Origin of the sequence: Lentzea flaviverrucosa (assembly GCF_003350445.1) — a bacterium.
Taxonomy (GTDB): domain Bacteria; phylum Actinomycetota; class Actinomycetes; order Mycobacteriales; family Pseudonocardiaceae; genus Lentzea; species Lentzea californiensis.
Genome location: NZ_QQAU01000010.1, coordinates 96,868 through 114,773, shown reverse-complemented (window position 1 = coordinate 114,773; position 17,906 = coordinate 96,868). Strand labels below are relative to the sequence as shown.

At 70.2% G+C, this 17,906-nt stretch carries 26 protein-coding genes; 17 read left to right on the top strand and 9 right to left on the bottom strand.

The window, feature by feature from the left end:
- Positions 1 to 106: 106 nt before the first annotated feature.
- The gene (locus DFR72_RS28525; protein WP_484169575.1) at positions 107 to 1,477 is read right to left on the bottom strand and encodes a glycosyltransferase family protein; all 1,371 of its coding nucleotides are present in this window, start codon (positions 1,475 to 1,477) and stop codon (positions 107 to 109) included.
- Positions 1,474 to 1,992 carry an exosortase P gene (gene xrtP, locus DFR72_RS28520; RefSeq protein ID WP_245983593.1) on the bottom strand — a complete coding sequence of 173 codons (519 nt, stop codon included), beginning with the start codon at positions 1,990 to 1,992 and terminating at the stop codon, positions 1,474 to 1,476. Before xrtP ends, DFR72_RS28525 begins: the two co-directional genes overlap by 4 nt.
- Positions 1,993 to 2,287: 295 nt before the next feature.
- Between xrtP and DFR72_RS28515 the strand changes: the two genes are divergently transcribed.
- The 4 genes from DFR72_RS28515 (at position 2,288) to DFR72_RS28500 (ending at position 5,297) form a co-directional block, all read left to right on the top strand.
- A complete protein-coding gene (locus tag DFR72_RS28515) occupies positions 2,288 to 3,052 on the top strand; it encodes a choice-of-anchor protein CoaP (protein ID WP_090068381.1) in 765 nt (254 codons plus the stop codon).
- A 14-nt stretch (positions 3,053 to 3,066) separates the two neighbouring features.
- Positions 3,067 to 3,258, top strand: coding sequence for an LPXTG cell wall anchor domain-containing protein (locus DFR72_RS28510; protein ID WP_090068383.1), 192 nt, complete (start codon positions 3,067 to 3,069; stop codon positions 3,256 to 3,258).
- Between the two features lie 70 nt (positions 3,259 to 3,328).
- Positions 3,329 to 4,504 (top strand): non-hydrolyzing UDP-N-acetylglucosamine 2-epimerase, encoded by a 1,176-nt coding sequence (wecB, locus tag DFR72_RS28505; protein ID WP_090068385.1) that lies wholly within the window; start codon positions 3,329 to 3,331, stop codon positions 4,502 to 4,504.
- 124 nt (positions 4,505 to 4,628) lie between these two features.
- Positions 4,629 to 5,297, top strand: coding sequence for a hypothetical protein (locus DFR72_RS28500; RefSeq protein ID WP_090068387.1), 669 nt, complete (start codon positions 4,629 to 4,631; stop codon positions 5,295 to 5,297).
- Between the two features lie 160 nt (positions 5,298 to 5,457).
- Here DFR72_RS28500 and DFR72_RS28495 read toward each other — a convergent pair whose 3' ends face one another.
- Entirely contained in the window at positions 5,458 to 5,997 is a 540-nt protein-coding gene (locus DFR72_RS28495; RefSeq protein WP_090068389.1) for an isochorismatase family protein, read from the bottom strand.
- Between the two features lies 1 nt (position 5,998).
- Positions 5,999 to 7,282, bottom strand: coding sequence for a nicotinate phosphoribosyltransferase (locus tag DFR72_RS28490; protein WP_090068391.1), 1,284 nt, complete (start codon positions 7,280 to 7,282; stop codon positions 5,999 to 6,001).
- 79 nt (positions 7,283 to 7,361) lie between these two features.
- On the opposite strand from DFR72_RS28490, the gene clpS reads away from it, so the two are divergent.
- From clpS to DFR72_RS28470, 4 genes are read left to right on the top strand one after another with little or no spacing between them, the layout of a single operon-like run.
- On the top strand, positions 7,362 to 7,661 hold the full coding sequence (gene clpS / locus DFR72_RS28485; RefSeq protein ID WP_030479230.1) for an ATP-dependent Clp protease adapter ClpS: 300 nt from the start codon (positions 7,362 to 7,364) through the stop codon (positions 7,659 to 7,661).
- Positions 7,658 to 8,215 carry a DUF2017 domain-containing protein gene (locus DFR72_RS28480; RefSeq protein WP_177224604.1) on the top strand — a complete coding sequence of 186 codons (558 nt, stop codon included), beginning with the start codon at positions 7,658 to 7,660 and terminating at the stop codon, positions 8,213 to 8,215. The genes clpS and DFR72_RS28480 overlap by 4 nt, the downstream gene beginning before the upstream one ends.
- The gene (locus DFR72_RS28475) at positions 8,212 to 9,123 is read left to right on the top strand and encodes a P1 family peptidase (protein WP_090068394.1); all 912 of its coding nucleotides are present in this window, start codon (positions 8,212 to 8,214) and stop codon (positions 9,121 to 9,123) included. The genes DFR72_RS28480 and DFR72_RS28475 overlap by 4 nt, the downstream gene beginning before the upstream one ends.
- Before the next feature lie 17 nt (positions 9,124 to 9,140).
- Positions 9,141 to 9,437, top strand: coding sequence for a hypothetical protein (locus DFR72_RS28470; protein WP_090068396.1), 297 nt, complete (start codon positions 9,141 to 9,143; stop codon positions 9,435 to 9,437).
- Here the strand turns inward: DFR72_RS28470 and DFR72_RS28465 are convergent.
- Genes DFR72_RS28465 through DFR72_RS28455 form a run of 3 tightly spaced genes read right to left on the bottom strand, consistent with a single transcriptional unit; the run spans position 9,421 to position 10,695 of the window.
- Complete coding sequence (locus tag DFR72_RS28465; RefSeq protein ID WP_170176424.1) at positions 9,421 to 9,840, bottom strand: SRPBCC family protein; 420 nt, start codon at positions 9,838 to 9,840, stop codon at positions 9,421 to 9,423. The two genes, DFR72_RS28470 and DFR72_RS28465, sit on opposite strands and share 17 nt — an antisense overlap.
- The gene (locus tag DFR72_RS28460; protein WP_245983592.1) at positions 9,837 to 10,358 is read right to left on the bottom strand and encodes an SRPBCC family protein; all 522 of its coding nucleotides are present in this window, start codon (positions 10,356 to 10,358) and stop codon (positions 9,837 to 9,839) included. Before DFR72_RS28460 ends, DFR72_RS28465 begins: the two co-directional genes overlap by 4 nt.
- Positions 10,351 to 10,695, bottom strand: coding sequence for an ArsR/SmtB family transcription factor (locus DFR72_RS28455; protein WP_090068634.1), 345 nt, complete (start codon positions 10,693 to 10,695; stop codon positions 10,351 to 10,353). Before DFR72_RS28455 ends, DFR72_RS28460 begins: the two co-directional genes overlap by 8 nt.
- 110 nt (positions 10,696 to 10,805) lie before the next feature.
- On the opposite strand from DFR72_RS28455, the gene DFR72_RS28450 reads away from it, so the two are divergent.
- The 3 genes from DFR72_RS28450 to DFR72_RS28440 are packed head-to-tail and all read left to right on the top strand — an operon-like array spanning position 10,806 to position 12,479.
- Positions 10,806 to 11,216: a M67 family metallopeptidase gene (locus DFR72_RS28450; protein WP_030479226.1), complete on the top strand. Its 411-nt coding sequence runs from the start codon at positions 10,806 to 10,808 to the stop codon at positions 11,214 to 11,216.
- 31 nt (positions 11,217 to 11,247) lie between these two features.
- The gene (locus DFR72_RS28445; RefSeq protein WP_030479225.1) at positions 11,248 to 11,520 is read left to right on the top strand and encodes a MoaD/ThiS family protein; all 273 of its coding nucleotides are present in this window, start codon (positions 11,248 to 11,250) and stop codon (positions 11,518 to 11,520) included.
- An 8-nt stretch (positions 11,521 to 11,528) separates the two neighbouring features.
- On the top strand, positions 11,529 to 12,479 hold the full coding sequence (locus DFR72_RS28440) for a PLP-dependent cysteine synthase family protein (RefSeq protein ID WP_090068402.1): 951 nt from the start codon (positions 11,529 to 11,531) through the stop codon (positions 12,477 to 12,479).
- A gap of 84 nt (positions 12,480 to 12,563) precedes the next feature.
- On the opposite strand, the gene DFR72_RS28435 is transcribed toward DFR72_RS28440, so the two are convergent.
- On the bottom strand, positions 12,564 to 13,424 hold the full coding sequence (locus DFR72_RS28435; protein WP_090068403.1) for an SMP-30/gluconolactonase/LRE family protein: 861 nt from the start codon (positions 13,422 to 13,424) through the stop codon (positions 12,564 to 12,566).
- Between the two features lie 33 nt (positions 13,425 to 13,457).
- Here DFR72_RS28435 and DFR72_RS28430 point away from each other — a divergent pair, with 33 nt between their 5' ends.
- From DFR72_RS28430 to DFR72_RS28415, 4 genes are read left to right on the top strand one after another with little or no spacing between them, the layout of a single operon-like run.
- The gene (locus DFR72_RS28430; RefSeq protein WP_090068405.1) at positions 13,458 to 14,069 is read left to right on the top strand and encodes a rhomboid family intramembrane serine protease; all 612 of its coding nucleotides are present in this window, start codon (positions 13,458 to 13,460) and stop codon (positions 14,067 to 14,069) included.
- Positions 14,070 to 14,080: 11 nt separating this feature from the next.
- Positions 14,081 to 14,833, top strand: coding sequence for a glutamate racemase (gene murI, locus DFR72_RS28425; RefSeq protein WP_090068636.1), 753 nt, complete (start codon positions 14,081 to 14,083; stop codon positions 14,831 to 14,833).
- Between the two features lies 1 nt (position 14,834).
- A complete protein-coding gene (locus DFR72_RS28420) occupies positions 14,835 to 15,602 on the top strand; it encodes an MBL fold metallo-hydrolase (protein ID WP_090068407.1) in 768 nt (255 codons plus the stop codon).
- Positions 15,599 to 16,015: an OsmC family protein gene (locus DFR72_RS28415; RefSeq protein ID WP_090068409.1), complete on the top strand. Its 417-nt coding sequence runs from the start codon at positions 15,599 to 15,601 to the stop codon at positions 16,013 to 16,015. Before DFR72_RS28420 ends, DFR72_RS28415 begins: the two co-directional genes overlap by 4 nt.
- Here the strand turns inward: DFR72_RS28415 and DFR72_RS28410 are convergent.
- Complete coding sequence (locus DFR72_RS28410) at positions 15,973 to 16,467, bottom strand: DUF2231 domain-containing protein (RefSeq protein WP_090068411.1); 495 nt, start codon at positions 16,465 to 16,467, stop codon at positions 15,973 to 15,975. The two genes, DFR72_RS28415 and DFR72_RS28410, sit on opposite strands and share 43 nt — an antisense overlap.
- Positions 16,468 to 16,516: 49 nt before the next feature.
- On the opposite strand from DFR72_RS28410, the gene rph reads away from it, so the two are divergent.
- On the top strand, positions 16,517 to 17,281 hold the full coding sequence (gene rph, locus DFR72_RS28405) for a ribonuclease PH (RefSeq protein ID WP_090068413.1): 765 nt from the start codon (positions 16,517 to 16,519) through the stop codon (positions 17,279 to 17,281).
- Positions 17,278 to 17,877: an RdgB/HAM1 family non-canonical purine NTP pyrophosphatase gene (gene rdgB, locus DFR72_RS28400; protein WP_090068415.1), complete on the top strand. Its 600-nt coding sequence runs from the start codon at positions 17,278 to 17,280 to the stop codon at positions 17,875 to 17,877. The genes rph and rdgB overlap by 4 nt, the downstream gene beginning before the upstream one ends.
- The last annotated feature ends 29 nt before the right edge of the window (positions 17,878 to 17,906 follow it).

The window sequence follows — 17,906 nt, the reverse complement described above, 5'->3', positions numbered from 1 at the left end:
GAGTCACGGTTCCCTCCCAGGCGGAATCGAGTGAACCGAGGTTAACCACGCGGACTCGAGAACGTCTTTGTTCGATCTCCACAAAGTGACCGGTCACACATGCCGGTCAGACGTCCAGCGCGACCTTGCCCGCCACCCGCTCCTCGTTGCGCCGCGTTTTGGTCCAGCCGTTGTTGCCGCGCACCAAACGGATCAGCGCTCGCCACGACGTGATGTAGAAGGTGTAGATGTACAGCGCGTAGCCGAACCCGTACGCAACGGACTTCCAGAACCCGACGGGTTCGCAGCGTGCGCGGTACACCGGTCCCCACAGGACGAACGGCATCAAACCGAACGCGCCGTACACGGTGAACAGGATCCACGCGCCGTCGAAGAACCACGCCACGACCTCGGCGGGCGACACCGCGAACCGGTACGCCATCATCGCCATCGGGATCGGGTAGATCAGCGTGCCCAGCAACTGCATCCACGGTTGCGCGAGGTAGTACATCATCTCCGCCGCGCCCAGCGTGGTCAGGTGGTCGGAGTCCCAGATGCGCCGCAGGTAACGCATGCACTGCATGGTGCCCTGGCCCCACCGCGTGCGTTGCGCCAGGAACCGCCGCAACGAGTACAGCGCCTCCTGGTTCACGTGCGTGTCCAACGAGAAACCCGTGTGCCAGCCCGCCGTCAGCAGGTGCACGCCGAGTTCGAAGTCCTCCAGCAACGACCCGCGCCACGGGCTCCCGGTCGGCCCGGCGATGGAGTCCAAAGCGGACAGACGGGTGAACTGACCGTTGCCGCCCATGGAGATCGTGCCGGTGGCGCCGCGGGACATCTGGATCGCCGCGATGGCCGTGCGGAACTCCAGGTCCTGCATCCGCACGAGCCCGGCGCCGAACGCCCTGCGCCACCGAGAGACCCCCGGCTGCCGCTGGCCCGCGTTGATCATCCGCACGTCCACCTGCACGGCACCGATCCGCGGATTGCCGAAGAGGTGTTGCGCCGCGCAGACTTCGAGGCAGTTCGGCGCCGGGCGCCCGTCCGCGTCGACCACCACGACGATCGCGCGGTCGGCGTCCGCGCGCCGTCCCATCCACATCTTCAACGTGCGGTAGGCGTCGTTCAGCGCGTTGCCCTTGCCCGTGCGGGCGTACGGGCGCTGGCGTTGCACGAGGTGGATCTGCGGGTCCCGCACACCGCCGTTGCGCTTCAACGTCCGCACGACCCCGGCGGTGCGGTCGTCCGAGTCGTCGTCGATGACCCACACGTGCGCGATGGGGAACGTCGTGCGCAGGTACCGGATCGTGTCGCCGATGACGGCTTCTTCGTCGCGGCACGGCACGAAGAAGTGCCACTCCAGCGACGAGGGCTCGCCGACGGGCGCGGGTTTGCGCCGCAGGTACGGGATCACGATCACGAACACGTACGTCACGAAGGCGACGCTCATCGTGAGGGCGAGCGCCTGCGTGAACCCGAGGACGAGGTCGAGGCTCACTTCCGCGTGGCCAGCCAGACGAACGCGACCAACGCGGCCGCGCCACCGAACACGCTCACCATCGACCCGAGCAGCGTGTGACCCCAGTAGTACCCGGTGTCGACGCCGAGCCAGTCGACCAGCCCCACCAGCGTCAGCACGCGGAACTGGTTCACGACGACGACCGCGAGCGCGGCGACCCCCAGCGCGAACAGCACGCGGTTCTGGATGCGCGGGCGCAACGCGATCATGACCGCGCCGACGACGATCAGCGGCAGCACCAGGAACGCGGACGTGCACTCCGGTGTCATCCGCAGGCCCAGCGGGGTGTCCGAGCCCAGTCCGAAGTAGACGGTCTGGCGGTCGGGCACCACCTCCACGCCGTAGGAGCTGATGACGCTCAGGACCGCTCCGGACAGCGAGATCTCCGCCGTGCGGTACAGGCGATGTGCGAACACGAGTCCCGCCGCTACGGCGAGGAGGGCGACCACCGTCACCCGGCTCGGGAATGCGGTGCGGCGCACGGCAAGCGTCACCCGAAGATCCTTTCAACCGATGAGGGAGCGCCCAGACGGGCTACTTGACGTTCCATCGGTAGACGCAACGTCATCCTCCACCCCCGGATCGGGTGACGCCGTGACCGGAAATTGATCAAAAGTCCCACGATGAGTGGCGCCGATTGGGCGAGTCGGGTGGTCGTGTCGCCCGATACGGGGAGTAACCCTCAGTTCCCTCGAAAGAAAGCCGATGCCGGTAATTGCCCCCGGAAAGCGTGAAACCACATCGGTATCGGCGCGCCCTGGGGCCGGAGGAATCAAGGGAAGGAGATTCATGCGTGTCCGAATGACGGGACTGGCTGGAGTCATCGCGATTGCCGCACTCCTGGTCGGTGCCGCACCCGCTTCCGCCGCTCCGGGGGACGCCTCGGCCTACGGTGCGAAGCTCAACGTGACGCTGCTCGGCAACCCCGCGGTCAACGCGGAGCCGTTCGCCGCAGCCAATGCGAACGGCCCGACCCAGAACACGTTCGCAGGCGTCGACCTCACCGGGATCCTGAAGACGGGTCTCATCAACGCTTCCGCGTCACGGGACGAGAAGTCCGGCGGCGTGTACTCGCGGGCGAGCACCGCGGACGTCCGGGTCGACCTGCTCTCCAAGGTCACCGGCAAGATCTCCGCCGAACTGGTGGAGGCGGAGTGCACGGCCACCCAGAAGGGCCTGGCCGGCAAGGCCAAGCTCGCGGGCGTGAACCTCGGCAAGCTCGGCCAGGTCAACGCCGACCCGGCGGCGAACACGAAGCTCGACGTGCAGCTCGCGGGCATCAAGATCGCCGAAGTGATCTTCAACGAGCAGATCGAGAACAACGACGGCAGCCTCACCGTGAACGCGATCCACATCAAGCTGCTGCAGGGCGTGCTCGGCTCCATCGGCACCGGCGACGTGATCATCTCGTCGGCCACGTGCGGCCCCGCCGGCCTGCCCATCCCGATGGCGTCGGGGGCGGGCCTGTGGATCGGCCTCGGCCTGCTCGGTGTCGTCTCCGCTCCGGTCGCCTTCGTGGCGTTGCGCCGTCGCGCGTCGCTCGGCACGGCCTGATCGAGGAGCGGCAGATGTACAAGGTCCCCGGTACCGGCGTAGGTGTCGGCACGGGCGTGGGTGCCCTCGCGGTCACCGGCGCGGACGTGACCTGGTGGGTCGTCGCGGGAATCGTCCTTCTCGTCGCGGGTGCGATCTTCCTGCACTCGGCGCGGAAGCGGCGCCGTGCGGTCTCCGTCCAGACCAGACCGAATCGAGCCGGCTGAAGTGGTCCGCCTGGGGTCCCCCCCCCCGCCCCCAGGCGGACCTCCCGCCCTCCCCGAGACGAGGACAACGGTGAGCAAACAAGAGGTTCTGCTGGTAGCCGGCACCCGGCCGGAAGCACTGAAGATCGCCCCGGTCGCGATCGCCCTGAAGGGGCACCCCGGCCTGCGGCCCACGATCGTCCACAGCGGACAGCACTCCGGCATGGTCGAGCAGGCGCTCGCGGCGTTCGACCTGGTTCCGGACGTGCGGCTGGACGTGCCCCGCACCACCGGGACGCAGGCCGAGCTGGTCTCCCGGCTGTTGCCCGAGTTCGACGCCCTGCTGCAGGAGCGCGACCCCGCGGTCACCCTCGTGCAGGGCGACACCACCACGACCCTGGCCGCGGGGCTGGCCTCGTACTGGCGCGGAATCCCCGTGGCGCACCTCGAAGCCGGTCTGCGGACCGGTGACCTGTACGGCCCCTTCCCCGAGGAGGGGAACCGGCAGATGATCTCCCGCATCACCTCGCTGCACCTCGCGCCGACCGACGACGCCGCGAACGCGCTGAACTCCGAGTCGTTGCCGGACAGCCACATCGTCGTCACCGGCAACACGGTCGTGGACGCCGTGCAGCGCGTCTCGGCCGCGGACCTGCCCGCGTCCAGCCCGGACCTCGTGGCCCTGGAACGCACCCTGGACGCCACCGGTGGCCGCCTCATGCTCGTCACCGTGCACCGCCGTGAGTCGTGGGGCCGCCCGCTGATGCGCGTGCTCAACGCCGTGCGCGCCATCGTCGACCGCCACCCCGACCTGCACGTGCTGATCCCCGCGCACCCGAACCCCGGTGTGCGCGAACAGGTCGTGTCACTGCTGGGCGGCCACGAGCGCGTCGTCATCACCGATCCGCTGGACTACCCGGACCTCGTGCGCGTGCTGAAGCGGGCGGCCCTCGTGCTGACCGACTCCGGCGGCATCCAGGAGGAGGCGCCGACGTTCGGCGTGCCGGTCCTGGTGCTGCGCGAGACCACCGAACGCATGCTCGCCGTCGACGCCGGGTGCGCCTGGCTCGTCGGCACCGACACCACCCGCATCCTCGCCGAGGCGGGCTGGGTGCTCGGCTCCCGGCTGCGGCTTCCGCTGGGGCGCAACCCGTTCGGAGACGGGCGTGCCGCCGTGCGGGTGTGCTCCGCCCTGGAGAGGCTGGCGGGCCTGCCGACGGCCCTGCCGCGCCGCGAGCCGTACGCCACGCTCGTGGGCGTTCGCTGACGAAGACGCCTGTCACTCAACCAGGTAATTGCCTACACGTTCGGGTGATATGAAGGGCTGGGCATTCATCAGCGCCGCCCATCACAACCATTATCGGGCGGTGGGAACAAAGGCAATGCGAAAAATGCGCAAGAGTTCGATCGCCGGCGCTGTGGTCGCGTTGACGTTCGCGACCGCGGGCACCGCGCTCGCGGCCAACCCGCCCGGCACCGCGTCGTCCGGGTCCGCGGACTTCGCGAAGGCGGACCAGACGTTCAAGGTGGCGCCGCTCGCGGTGTGCGACGTGAACCCGGACGTGGCGGGCACCGTCACCGGCTCCAGCCCGGCGGTGAGCCGGACGGGGCTCAAGATCGGTGAGACCAGCTCGACCTGCACGACCGAGGTGGTGAACCCGGACGAGTTCCTGACCAGGACGAAGTCCGTGGCGAAGGGCGCGGGTTTCGACCTCTCCGTCCTCGCCGGGCTGTCCGGCGGGAACAAGGGACCGCGGCTCAAGATCGCCGAGTGGTCGGTCAACTGCGACGCCGACGAGAAGGGCACGTCGGCAGGCTGGCAGCTCAAGGGCATGTCCGGCTGGACCGGGCTGCCGGCGCAGATCCCGCCCGGCTACGTGCACGACGTCAAGGCGAGCAACGGAACCGTGCTCGCCAAGGCCAAGTTCACCGACACGGTGTTCCCGGTGCCGAACGACGGCAGCCTCAGCATGACCCTGCTGAAGCTCACCTTCGAACCGTCGTCCGGCTACACGGGAAGCATCACCCTCGGCACGGTGGCCTGCTCGCCGACGCCTTAGTGGTGTGACCCGGCCCGTTGGCGAGCGAATTCACGCTCAGCAGGGCGCCTCGCGGCACCGCCCCCACGCCCCCATACGGTCCAGTATGAGGACGTGGGGGCGGCACCACGATGCACCCGTCTGACCGCGAATTCGCCCGGCAACCTTCCGAGCCACACCACTAGGCGACAGCGACACCCGCGGCGAGCAGCTCCTCAACGGCGGCGTCGCGGGTCGTCGCGGCGACCGCCGCCGTCAGGTCGACGAGCACCCGCGTGCGGAAGCCGTTGCGGTGGGCGTCGAGGGCCGTGGCGCGGACGCAGTGGTCGGTCGCGATGCCCACGACGTCCACCTCGGTCACGCCCCTCTCCGTCAGCCAGCCGGCGAGGTCGTTCTCCGCCTCGAAACCCGAGTAGGCGGCGGCGAACCGGCCCTTCGAGAAGACCTGCTCGATGCCCGACACGTCCAGTTCCGGGTGGAACGACGCTCCGGGCGAGCCCGCCACGCAGTGCACCGGCCACGAGTCGATGAAGTCCGGCGTCAGCGAGAAGTGCGCACCCGGATCCACGTGGTAGTCCCGGGTCGCCACGACGTGGTCGTACGACGAGGTGACGATGTGCTGCGAGATGGCCGCGGCCACGGCCGCACCACCGGCGACGGCCAGCGAGCCGCCCTCGCAGAAGTCGTTCTGCACGTCGACGACGATCAGTGCCTTGGTCATGTCAGTTCTCCAGGTAGATCGTCGGGATCGCGGGCTCGCCGCGCGAGAGCTTGAGGCCCTCCCACGGCACGCTCACCAGAGCCGCACGCAGGCGTTCGCGGCTCTGCTCCAGCGTGGGTACCTCGTCGGCGACCTGCCCACCCCGCATCAGCGGGATCTGCACCAGCCGGTCGTGGGGGCCGAGCTCGGGCTCGGAGGACGCCTGGAACACGACCTCCTCCAGCGCCGTGCCCGTGTCCTTGTGCCGCCGCAACGCCTTCTTCCAGCCGCCGCGCGACGTCTTGGACGTGCTGCGCTTCTCGACGTGCCTGCCGTCGACCTCGACGAGCTTGTAGACCATGCCCGCGGTCGGCGCGCCGGACCCGACCACGACCGACGTGCCGACGCCGTACGCGTCCACGGGCTCGGCGCGCAGGGCCGCGATCGAGTACTCGTCCAGGTCACCCGACACGACGATGCGGGTGTTGCGGGCGCCCAGGGAGTCGAGCTGGTCGCGGGCCTGGCGGGCCAGCACGCCCAGGTCACCCGAGTCGATCCGGATCGCGCCGAGATCGGGCCCGGCGACCGCGACCGCTGTCTTGATGCCCTCGGTGATGTCGTAGGTGTCGACCAGCAGCGTCGTCCCGGCTCCCAGGGCCTCGACCTGGCTGCGGAACGCCTCTTCCTCGGTGTCGTGCAGCAACGTGAACGCGTGCGCGCACGTGCCGGCCGTCGGGATGCCGTGGCGGCGCCCTGCCTCCAGGTTGGACGTCGCGGTGAAGCCCGCCAGGTACGACGCGCGGGCGCACGCCACGGCGGCTTCCTCGTGCGTGCGGCGCGAGCCCATCTCGATCATCCGGCGGCCGTTCGCGGCGGTCACCATGCGGGCCGCGGCGGACGCGATCGCGCTGTCGTGGTTGAGGATCGAGAGCGCGAGCGTCTCCAGCACGACGCCCTCGGCGAACGACGCGCGCACCGTCAGCACCGGCGAACCGGGGAAGTACAGCTCGCCCTCGGGGTAGCCGTCGATCTCGCCGGTGAAGCGGTAGTTCGCGAGCCATTCCAAGGTGGAATCGTCGACGACGGCGTTGCGGCGCAGCTGGTCGATCTCCTCCTCGCCGAAGCGGAAGTCCGCGATCGCGTCGAGCAGCCTGTTCGTCCCGGCGACCACGCCGTAGCGCCGTTCGTTCGGGAGCCTGCGCGCGAACAGCTCGAACACGCACGGACGGTCACCAGTGCCGTCACGCAGCGCGGCCGCGAGCATCGTGAGCTCGTAATGATCGGTGAGCAACGCCGTCGAGTTCATGGTCACCAACCCTAAGGTCGCATCCGGTTTACCCGCACGCGGTCTCCGTCACTGCGGCGAACATGACACCATTGGCGGTATGACCACGCCCGTCGAACAGGAACGGACGCAGCCGGAGGCCGTCGGTGAGGAAGTCGCCGCCGAGGACCGACCCTGGCAGACCGTGGTCTGGAACGACCCGGTAAACCTCATGTCCTACGTGACGTACGTGTTCCAGAAGCTGTTCGGGTTCAGCAGGGACCATGCGACCAAGCTGATGCTCGACGTGCACCACAAGGGCAAGGCGATCGTGACATCGGGGACCAAGGACAAGGTGGAGGCCGACGTGGCGAAACTCCACGCGGCAGGGCTCTGGGCGACCATGCAGCGGGCCTCGTGAAGAGGTGGATCCGCGACGGCGACGTCGTCGTCGGCAGGCTGGATCGGCAGGAGGCCGCGGTCGTGCGCGGTCTGGTCAGCCAGATCCAGGACATGCTGCTGGCGCGCGCCGAGGAGGCGCCCCAGGACGAGCTGGCGGAGCTCACAGGCATCAGGACGGGGTCGTCCGAGGCTCCCGACGACCCGATCCTGGGCAGGCTGCTGCCCGACTTCCACCGCCTCGACGACGACGCGCCCGACCCGGACGAGGTCAACTCGGCGGCGGCGTTGCGCTCGTTGCACGAACCGGAGCTCCTGGACCACAAGACGGGTGCGGCCGAGACCGTGCTGCGGACCTGCTCGCCCGACGGCGGTGAACTCCGGCTGACCATCGCGGAAGCCGAGGCCTGGATGTCCTCGCTCAACGACGTGCGTCTGGCCCTGGGGACGGCGCTGGACGTCACCGAGGACATGCCGGAGGAACTGCCGCCGGAGGACCCGAGGTCACCGCACCTCGGCGTCTACCACTGGCTGACCTGGGTGCAGGACACGCTCGTCGAAGCGATGCTGCCGTGATCCCCGGCGTCCTCGTCGGCCACCACCACCGGGTCGAACCGGGCTGGGCGACGGGGACGACGGTCGTGCTGGTGCCGGCCGGAGCCGTCGGTGCCGTCGACAGCCGGGGCGGCGCTCCCGGCACCCGCGAGACCGATCTGCTGGACCCGGCGAACCTGGTCCAGCAGGTGCACGCGATCTGCCTGTCCGGTGGCTCGGCCTACGGGCTCGCGGCCGCGGACGGCGTCATGCGCTGGCTGTCGGAACGGTCGATCGGCTTCCGGGTCGGCGCGCAGCCGCACCACGTCGTGCCGATCGTGCCGGGTGCGGTGATCTTCGACCTGCCCATGTCGGAGTGGGGCAACCGGCCGGACGCCTCGTTCGGCCACGCGGCCTGCGAGGCCGCAGCGGAGTCCTTCGCGCTGGGCTGCGTCGGCGCGGGCGCCGGTGCGCGGGTCGGTTCGCTCAAGGGCGGTGTCGGCGCCGCCACGGCCACGGTCGGCGCGCACCGGATCGGCGCGCTCGCCGTGGTGAACGCCTCCGGTGAGGTCGTCGACCGCACGTCCGGCCTGCCGTGGCTGCCCTCGCTCGGGACGACGCCGGTGGAGTTGCCCGACGCCAAGCCCGAGGGTCTCAACACGACCATCGGCGTGGTCGCGGTGGACGCGGACCTGTCCAAGGCGGAGTGCCAGCGGCTCGCGATGGCCGCGCAGGACGGCCTGGCCCGCGCCGTGCGGCCCGCGCACTCGATGTTCGACGGCGACACGGTGTTCGCCCTGGCCACCGGTGCCGTGCCGCTCGCGGAGCCGCGCGCGTTCGCGTTGGACGCGTTGTGCACGGCCGCCGCGGAGATGTTCGCCGAGGCCGTGGTGTCCGGCACGCGCGAGGCGACGTCTTTGAACGGCGTGTCGGCTTTCCGCGACCTCTGAGTGGGTACACACCGGGCATGACCGATGTCATCGATCAGGCAGCAGGTGTCGTGTCCGAGCTGGCGCCGCCCGGTGCGGCGCGGGAGATCCCCGGCAGGGAACTGGCGGTGGTCGCGCCCGCCGGGCTGTTCGCCGCGGCGTTCCTGGTGCCACCTGGGCTGGGGAAGGTGCTGATGAAGCTGGGTGTCGCCGCCACCCCGTTCGCGGCGTGGGCGGAGCTGGCCGCGTGGCGCGGGCTCGACCAGGGCCAGCGACGGCGCGGGGTGGCGTTGCTCGCCCTCTACGTCGTGGTGGTGCTCAGCCGGCGTCGATGAACGCCTTGAAGTTCTCGACGTTGCGTTCGACCTGCTCGCGCAGCGACTTCTCGAGCACCCTGCGGCCGAGCTTCAGCAGGCCGGACAGCTCGAACTCGTTGTCGCACACGAGCAGCGTGTGCCGGTCGTCGATCGCCGAGTAGCGGTTGGTGATGGTGTGCACCATCCCGGTCGTCCGGTAGCGGGAGATCCGCTCGTCGGCGGTCGCGGACAGCACCGTCTCCTCCAGCGTGAACTTGCGGTACCTCAGCGTCGCGGTGGCGCCGGGCGCGCCCGGCGTCTCGCTGTGCTGGGTGATGCTGACCAGGTCCGGCTGCCAGCCGTGCAGGTGCGCCGGGTCCGACGTGATCACCCGGACGGTCTCGATCGGCCTGTCGAGCACGACCTCCTTGGTGAACTTCACGACAGCACCTCCGTCCACGCGTCGCTGATCTGCTGCGCCCGCACTCCCGCGGCCATCAGGTCCTCCTGCGACGCGGTCGCGATCCAGTCCTTCGCGGCGCCTTCCGGCAGGTCTCCGGCGAGGAAGTCCTCCAGCGCGTGCAGGCCCATCTCCCAGCCGGCGCCGAGCCCCCACATGGTCGGAGACGCGTTCGGGACGAGCTCACCGGGCACGGGGGAGTGCGACAGCGTGAGCACCGTCGAGTCGCCGTCCGGTTCGAGCCGCACGACGACCTCGGTGACGCCGCCGCCCATCTCCCAGGTCAGGCCGATCTCGCTGGGCCTCTCGCAGCGGACGACCTCGCCGCCCGCGTTGCCCTCCAGCTGGTAGCGGCCGCCGGGACGCAGGTCGCCGCTGATCGGCAGGAACCACCTGACCAGGCGTTCCGGCGTGGTGATGGCGTCCCAGACGTCCTCGCGCTCTGCCTTGTAGTGCCGCCGGATGACGAGCTTGCCGTCCTCGTAGGAGCGATCAGTCACCTTCTGCCTCCAGTCTGCGCTCACGCTTGCCGCGCGCCAGCTCGGTCGCCAGCGCGTCGAGGTGCGGTTCCCAGAACCGCCGGAAGTGGTCGAGCCAGGCGTCGATCTCCCGCAACGGGTCGGGCGCCACGGCGTAGAGCCGTCGCGTGCCCTGGGGCCTGACCTCGACGAACCCGGACGAGCGCAACACCTTCAGGTGCTGCGACACGGCGGACTGGGTGATCCCGAACTCGGCCTGGACCACCTCGCCGACGTCCCCCGCCGCCCGCTCACCACTGGCGAGCAGTTCCAGGATCCGCCGGCGGACCGGGTCCGCGAGTACGTCGAACGCGTGCACGGCGGTCACTGTAGTAGTTGCCGCTAATATAAGCCAGAGCTAAATCAAGCGCCGGAGCGCGGGTATCTCGCATACCGAGACAACTCTCGTCAGCCCGTAGGATTGAGCGCGTGCTGGTGATTCGCCGTGACCTGGTGGACGCGATGGTGGCCCACGCGCGCCGCGACCATCCCGACGAGGCGTGCGGGGTGATCGCCGGGCCGTACGGGTCCGACAGCCCTGAGCGCTTCATCGAGATGGAGAACGCGGAGCGGTCGCCCACGTTCTACCGGTTCGACGCGGCCGAGCAGCTCAAGGTGTGGCGCGGGATGGACGCGAACGACGAGGTGCCGGTGGTCATCTACCACTCGCACACCGCCACGGAGGCGTACCCGTCCCGCACCGACATCTCGTTCGCGGGCGAGCCGGAGGCGCACTACGTGCTGGTCTCCACGCGTGACCCGATCGAGCACGAGCTGCGGTCGTACCGCATCGTCGACGGTGTCGTGACCGAGGAACCGGTCAAGATCGTCGAATCCTGAGTTGCACCCGTTTCCCGGAGGTAGAACCACCATGGCAGTCACCGTGTCGATCCCGACCATCCTGCGCACCCACACCGGGGGCGAGAAGTCGGTGTCCGCTGCCGGTACGACGCTCGCCGAGGTCATCGACGACCTGGAGAACAACCACGGCGGCCTCAAGGCCCGCCTGGTCAAGGAGGGCACGCTGCACCGCTTCGTCAACGTCTACGTCAACGACGAGGACGTGCGCTTCTCCGGTGGCCTCGCGGCCGAGGTGAAGGACGGCGACAACGTCACCATCCTCCCGGCCGTCGCGGGCGGCTGATCCTCCCCATGGCCCGTTACGACTCGCTCCTGGACGCGCTCGGCGGGACGCCGCTGGTGGGCCTGCCACGCCTGTCGCCGTCGCAGGACGTGCGCCTCTGGGCGAAGCTCGAGGACCGCAACCCGACCGGCTCGATCAAGGACCGGCCCGCGCTGGCCATGATCGAGGCGGCGGAGCGGGACGGCGTGCTGCGTCCCGGCGCGACGATCCTCGAGCCCACGTCCGGCAACACCGGCATCTCGCTCGCCATGGCCGCGAAGCTCAAGGGCTACGGCCTGGTGTGCGTGATGCCCGAGAACACCTCGACCGAGCGCAAGCAGCTGCTGCAGGCGTACGGCGCGCGCATCGTGTTCTCGCCTGCCGCCGGCGGGTCGAACCAGGCCGTCGCCACGGCGAAGGAGATCGCCAAGCAGAACCCGGACTGGGTGATGCTCTACCAGTACGGGAACCCGGCGAACGCGGAGGCGCACTTCCGCGGCACGGGGCCGGAGATCCTGAAGGACCTGCCGGAGATCACGCACTTCGTCGCCGGTCTCGGCACGACGGGCACGCTCGTCGGCGTCGGGCGGTACCTGCGCGAGGCCAAGCCGGACGTGCAGATCATCGCCGCCGAACCCCGGTACGGCGAGCTGGTCTACGGCCTGCGCAACCTCGACGAGGGCTTCGTGCCGGAGCTGTACGACGAGTCGGTGCTGACCGGGCGGTACTCGGTCGGGTCCTACGACGCGTTGCGCCGCACCCGGCAGCTGCTCGAGACCGAGGGCATCTTCGCCGGCATCTCGACGGGCGCGATCCTGCACGCCGCGCTGGCCGTGGCGCAGAAGGCCCAGGTCGCGGGGAAGTCCGCGGACATCGTGTTCATCGTCTGCGACGCGGGGTGGAAGTACCTGTCCACCGGCGCCTACGCCGGAACCCTGGACGAGGCGGCCGCCAAGCTCGACGGCCACCTCTGGGCGTGAGCGAGCCGCCGATCTCGTCGGTGGTGCCGCGCAAGTTGTGACGCAGGGGTTCCCGGCTCGGGGGGACCCCTGCGGCAGCGCGCCTCAGCCGTTGAACGCGACGCTCGGCACACCCTGGCCGACGCCGGGCAGCACGAGCACGGACCCGTTGAGCTGCCTGTCCATCAGCGCCTGGTCGGACAGTCCCACGCGCGCGGACGTCACGTAGAGGTCGGTGAAGTCGGCGCCGCCGAAGCAGCACGCGGTCGGGTTGTCCACGGGCACCTCGATCTCGCGGTCGAGATCACCGGCCGGCGTGTAACGGCGCACGGCGTGGCCACCCCACAGCGCGACCCACACACATCCCTCGGCGTCCACGGTGAGCCCGTCCGGCCAGCCGTCGGTGTTGCCGACGTGGGTGAGCGGGCGGCGGTTCGCGACGGTGCCGGTGGCGTTGTCGAAGTCGAGGACATCGATGCGGCGGGTCGGCGTGTCGATGAAGTACATGAGCGTGCCGTCCGGGCTCCAGCCGACGCCGTTGCTCGTGTTCACCTTGTCCACCATGACCTTCGCGGAGCCGTCGCCGGTGATCCTGGCGAGCCAGCCCTCGTCGGCGGCCTGGTCGTAGCGCATCGTGCCGGCCCACAGGCGCCCCGACGGGTCGATGCCCGCGTCGTTGCCGCGCACGCCCTCACGGGCCCAGTAGACGAGCCAGCTCTTGGCGCCGTCGCGGTCGACCAGCGCGATGCCGTCGCGCAGGTTGCAGACGATGCCACCCTGCGCGCGGGGCTTGGCGGCGCCCACGTGCTGGGGCACCACGAGCACCGCGTCGTCGTCCCGCGCCGGTGCGTACCGGTGCACCTCGGAGGCGAGGATGTCCACCCACAGCAACGTGGAGCTGCTGTGGTCCCACGTCGGGCCCTCACCGAGCTGGGCGGACACGCGCACCGCTACTTCGATCGACACCCAACCACCCTAGTCGCCACGTACGCTGGAGACGTGGACCGCACCGCGCTCGCGAAACGGGTAATACCGCCGCATCCAGTGCTGTCGTTGCTCGTCGTGGCGGGATTCGTCGGCTTCCTCTACGCCGTCGAGGCCTTCGACGTGGCGACCGGCGGCTCGCTGGAGGACGACGGCGTGCGGCCGCGTGACTTCGGCGAGTGGGACAACCTGCTGTGGATGCCGTTGATCCACGGCGACTGGAGCCACCTCACCGGCAACGCGGTTCCGTTGCTGCTGCTGGGGTTCCTCGCGAACTCGGGCGGTCTCAAGCAGTTCTTCCAGGTCACCGCCGTCATCTGGTTGTCGTCCGCGCTGGGCGTGTGGGTGCTCGGCAGCGCCGGCAGCCACATCGGCGCGTCCGGACTGGTGTTCGGCTTCCTCGCGTTCCTGCTGGTGCGCGGGATCTTCGCGCGCTCGTGGCTGCAGCTGGTGATCGCCGTCGGCGTGTTCATGCTGTACGGCGCCGCGCTGTGGGGCGTGCTGCCCGGCCAGCCCGGCGTGTCGTGGGAAGGCCACCTGTTCGGCGCAATCGGCGGAGTTCTGGCTGCCTGGGGTGTTTCTCGCGACAACCGGCGCACGAGAACACCGGCTACATTCACGGCGTGACGATCGGGATCATGGACTCGGGCGTCGGCGGCCTCACCGTCGCCCGCGCGATCATGGACCAGCTGCCGGGCGAGTCGATCCACTACATCGGCGACACGGCTCATGGTCCCTACGGACCGCTACCGATCGCGCAGGCGCGCAAGCACGCCCTGGAGATCTGCGACCGGCTCGTGGACGAGGGCGCGAAGATGCTCGTGATCGCGTGCAACACCGCGTCCGCCGCCTGCTTCCGCGACGCCCGCGAGCGCTACGACGTGCCGGTGGTCGAGGTGATCCTTCCCGCCGTGCGCCGTGCGGTGAGGACGACGCACAGCGGCCGGGTCGGCGTGATCGCCACGGTCGGCACGATCAACTCCCACGCCTACCAGGACGCGTTCCAGGCGGCGCGCGACGTGACCGTGACGGCGGCGGCGTGCCCCCGGTTCGTCGACTTCGTGGAGCGCGGCACCACCTCCGGCCGGCAGGTGCTCGGGCTGGCGCAGGCCTACCTGGAACCGTTGCAGCGCGCCGATGTGGACACGGTCGTGCTGGGCTGCACGCACTACCCGTTGCTGACGGGCGTGATCCAGATCGTCATGGGCGAGCACGTGACGCTGGTGTCGAGCGCCGAGGAGACGGTGAAGGACGTCGTTCGGCTGCTGACCGAACGCGACGAGTTCGCCACCTCCGAGCCGGCCGTGCACCGCGTGACGTGCACCGGCCCGCCCGAGCGGTTCGCGAAGCTCGCGGCCCGGTTCCTGCCGACCTTCGAACAGTGGGGCTGACGTGCTGCTGACGGTGCTCGGCTGCTCCGGCAGCATCCCCGGACCCGGCGCGGCGGCGTCGGGGTACCTGCTGGAGGCCGACGGGTTCACGCTGGCGCTGGAGTTCGGCAACGGTGTGCTGTCGCGGTTCCAGGAGGAGCGGCCGCTGTTCTCGATGGACGCGCTGGTGCTCTCGCACCTGCACCCGGACCACTGCGTCGACGTGTCTTCCCTCTATGTGGCAAGGAAATACCACCCGCTTCCGCCGTCCGGGCCGTTGCCCGTGTTCGCGCCCGCCGAGGCGCACTCGCGGTTCGTCGCCGCCTACGCGCCGAACGAGGCCGAGCGGTCCTCGCTGGACTTCAGCGACGTCTTCTCGTTCCACGGCCTGGGTTCGCGGGTGGAGATCGGACCGTTCACCGTGGACTCGGCCGTGGTCGCACATCCTTGCGAGGCCTACGGGTTCCGGATCTCGTGCGGCGGGGTGACGCTGGCGTACACGGGGGACAGCGGGCCCTGTGCCGCGCTGGACTCGCTGGCGTCCGGCGTGGACGTGCTGCTGAGCGAGGCGAGCTGGACGCACGCCCCCGACCGGCAGCCGGACCTGCACCTGTCCGGGCGCGAGGCGGGGGAACTGGCCGCGCGGGCGGGGGCCGGCCGGCTGCTGGTCACGCACGTGCCGCCGTGGACGTCGCGCGAGGACGTGCTGGAGGAGGCCCGGTCGGCGTTCGGCGGGCCCAGTGAGCTGGTCGTGCAGGGCGGCCGGTACGAGGTGGGGGAGCGGACATGATCAACCTGGAGCGCGTCGGCGAGCACGAGTTCGTCGCTTCCAACGGGCGCGGTGCGTCGGTGCGGATCGGCCGCAAGGGCCAGGAGGGCTCGTTCAGCCCGGTCGAGCTGCTGGTCGCGGCCGCCGCCGGGTGCGCCATGGTGACGTCGGAGACGTTGATCCTGCGCAGAACCGGCGGCGAGGAGCTGACAGCGGAGGCGGACGCGGTGCAGTCCGAGAGCGGCAACGAGGTGATCTCCATCCCGGTGACGCTCTCGTACGACCTGTCCGCGGTGGACGACCCGGAGGCGCTGGAAACCGTCGTCCGGCGGGCCGTGGAGCAGTTCTGCACGGTCACGCGGACGTTGAAGCAGTCGGCGACGTCGCCGCTTCAGCTCCCGACACCGCTCCAGACGGCCTCCGAACCGCTGTGACCGGCGCGCACGGTCTGCACCGTCGTCCCGATCGCGAGCAGCACGACCAGCACGGACACCACGACTGAGAGCACCCGCCACGTCTTCGTGGTGGGTGCCTCCGCCTGGCGTTCGCGGTCCGCGAGCCTGCCCGCGACCAGCAGCGCGATCACCGCGACACCGAACCCGAGCGCGATGGGCAGCAGCGTCGTGCCGAGGTCGGCGTGGGTCTGGATGGCGGGGTTCTGCACGCCGTTGTTCTGCAGTGCCGTCTGCAGGTCCTCGCCCGCCTGCTTGGCCGCCGGGACCGCCGCGACACCGGCCAGCGTGACCCCGAGAACGGGCCACGCGTACCTGCGCCGCCAGGCCGGGACCAGCGCGATCGCGATCGAGCTGAGCGCCGCGAGGGGCAACAGCACGACCACCGCGTGCACCATCAAGGGGTGGAGCGGAATACCGTCGATCGTCAGCATGTATCTCCCTACGCCATGGCGCTCCGCAGGGTTCATTAGGGTAGGCGCCGTGGTGCGAAGCGATGGCCGAAACGACGACGTGTTGCGTGACATCCGGATCACGCGTGGATATCAGACCTGGCCCGCGGGCTCGGTCCTGATCGAGTTCGGGAACACCCGCGTGCTGTGCGCCGCGAGTGTCACCGAAGGCGTCCCCCGGTGGCGCCAGGGCTCCGGCCTCGGCTGGGTGACCGCCGAGTACGCGATGCTCCCGTCGGCCACGCACAGCCGCAGCGACCGCGAGTCCGTGAAGGGCCGCATCGGCGGCCGCACGCACGAGATCTCGCGCCTGATCGGCCGCTCCCTGCGTGCCTGCATCGACCTGGCGGCGCTGGGCGAGAACACCATCGTCATCGACTGCGACGTCATCCAGGCCGACGGTGGCACCCGCACCGCCGCGATCACCGGCGCGTACGTCGCGCTGGCCGACGCGGTGACGTACCTGGGCGCGGCAGGCCGCCTGGCCGACCCGTCACCCCTGTCGTGCGCGGTGTCCGCCATCTCGGTCGGTGTGGTCGACGGCCGCGTGCGCCTCGACCTGCCGTACGAGGAGGACTCGCGCGCGGAGGTCGACATGAACGTCGTCGCCACCGACGCGGGCACGCTGATCGAGGTCCAGGGCACCGGCGAGGGCGCGACGTTCGCCCGGTCCACTTTGGACCGCATGCTCGACATCGCCCTGCAGGGCTGCGCCGAGCTGAACCGCCTGCAGGCGGAAGCCCTCGCCGCGCCCTACCCCGGCATCCTGCCGGAGCCCAAGGCGAGCAAGCGATGAAGCTGCTCCTGGCTTCCCGCAACGCGAAGAAGCTCCGCGAACTCCAGCGCATCGTCGTCGCCGAGGACCTGTCCGGCATCGAGGTGCTGTCCCTGTCGGACGTGCCGGAGTTCCCGGAGGCCCCCGAGACCGCGCCCGACTTCGAGGGCAACGCCGTGGCCAAGGCCCGCGACGCCGCCCTGGCCACCGGCCTGGTCTCCATCGCGGACGACTCCGGCCTCGCCGTCGACGAGCTGAACGGCATGCCCGGCGTGCTGTCCGCCCGCTGGTCGGGCCGCCACGGCGACGACGACGCCAACCTGGACCTGCTCCTGGGCCAGCTCGGCGACGTGCCCGACGAGCGCCGCGGTGCGGCCTTCGTGTCGGTGGTGGCTCTTGTCGTGCCCGGCGGCGACGAGGTCGTCGTCCGCGGCGAGTGGCGCGGCACGTTGCTGCGCGCCCGTCGTGGCACCAACGGCTTCGGCTACGACCCGATCTTCGTGCCCGAGGGGTACGAGGTCACCTCAGCCGAGATGACGGCGGAGGAGAAGGACGCGGAGTCCCACCGGGGCCGCGCCCTGAAGCTCCTGGTCCCGTACCTGCGCGAACTGTCCTAGTGGTGTGGCTCGGAAGGTTGCCGGGCGAA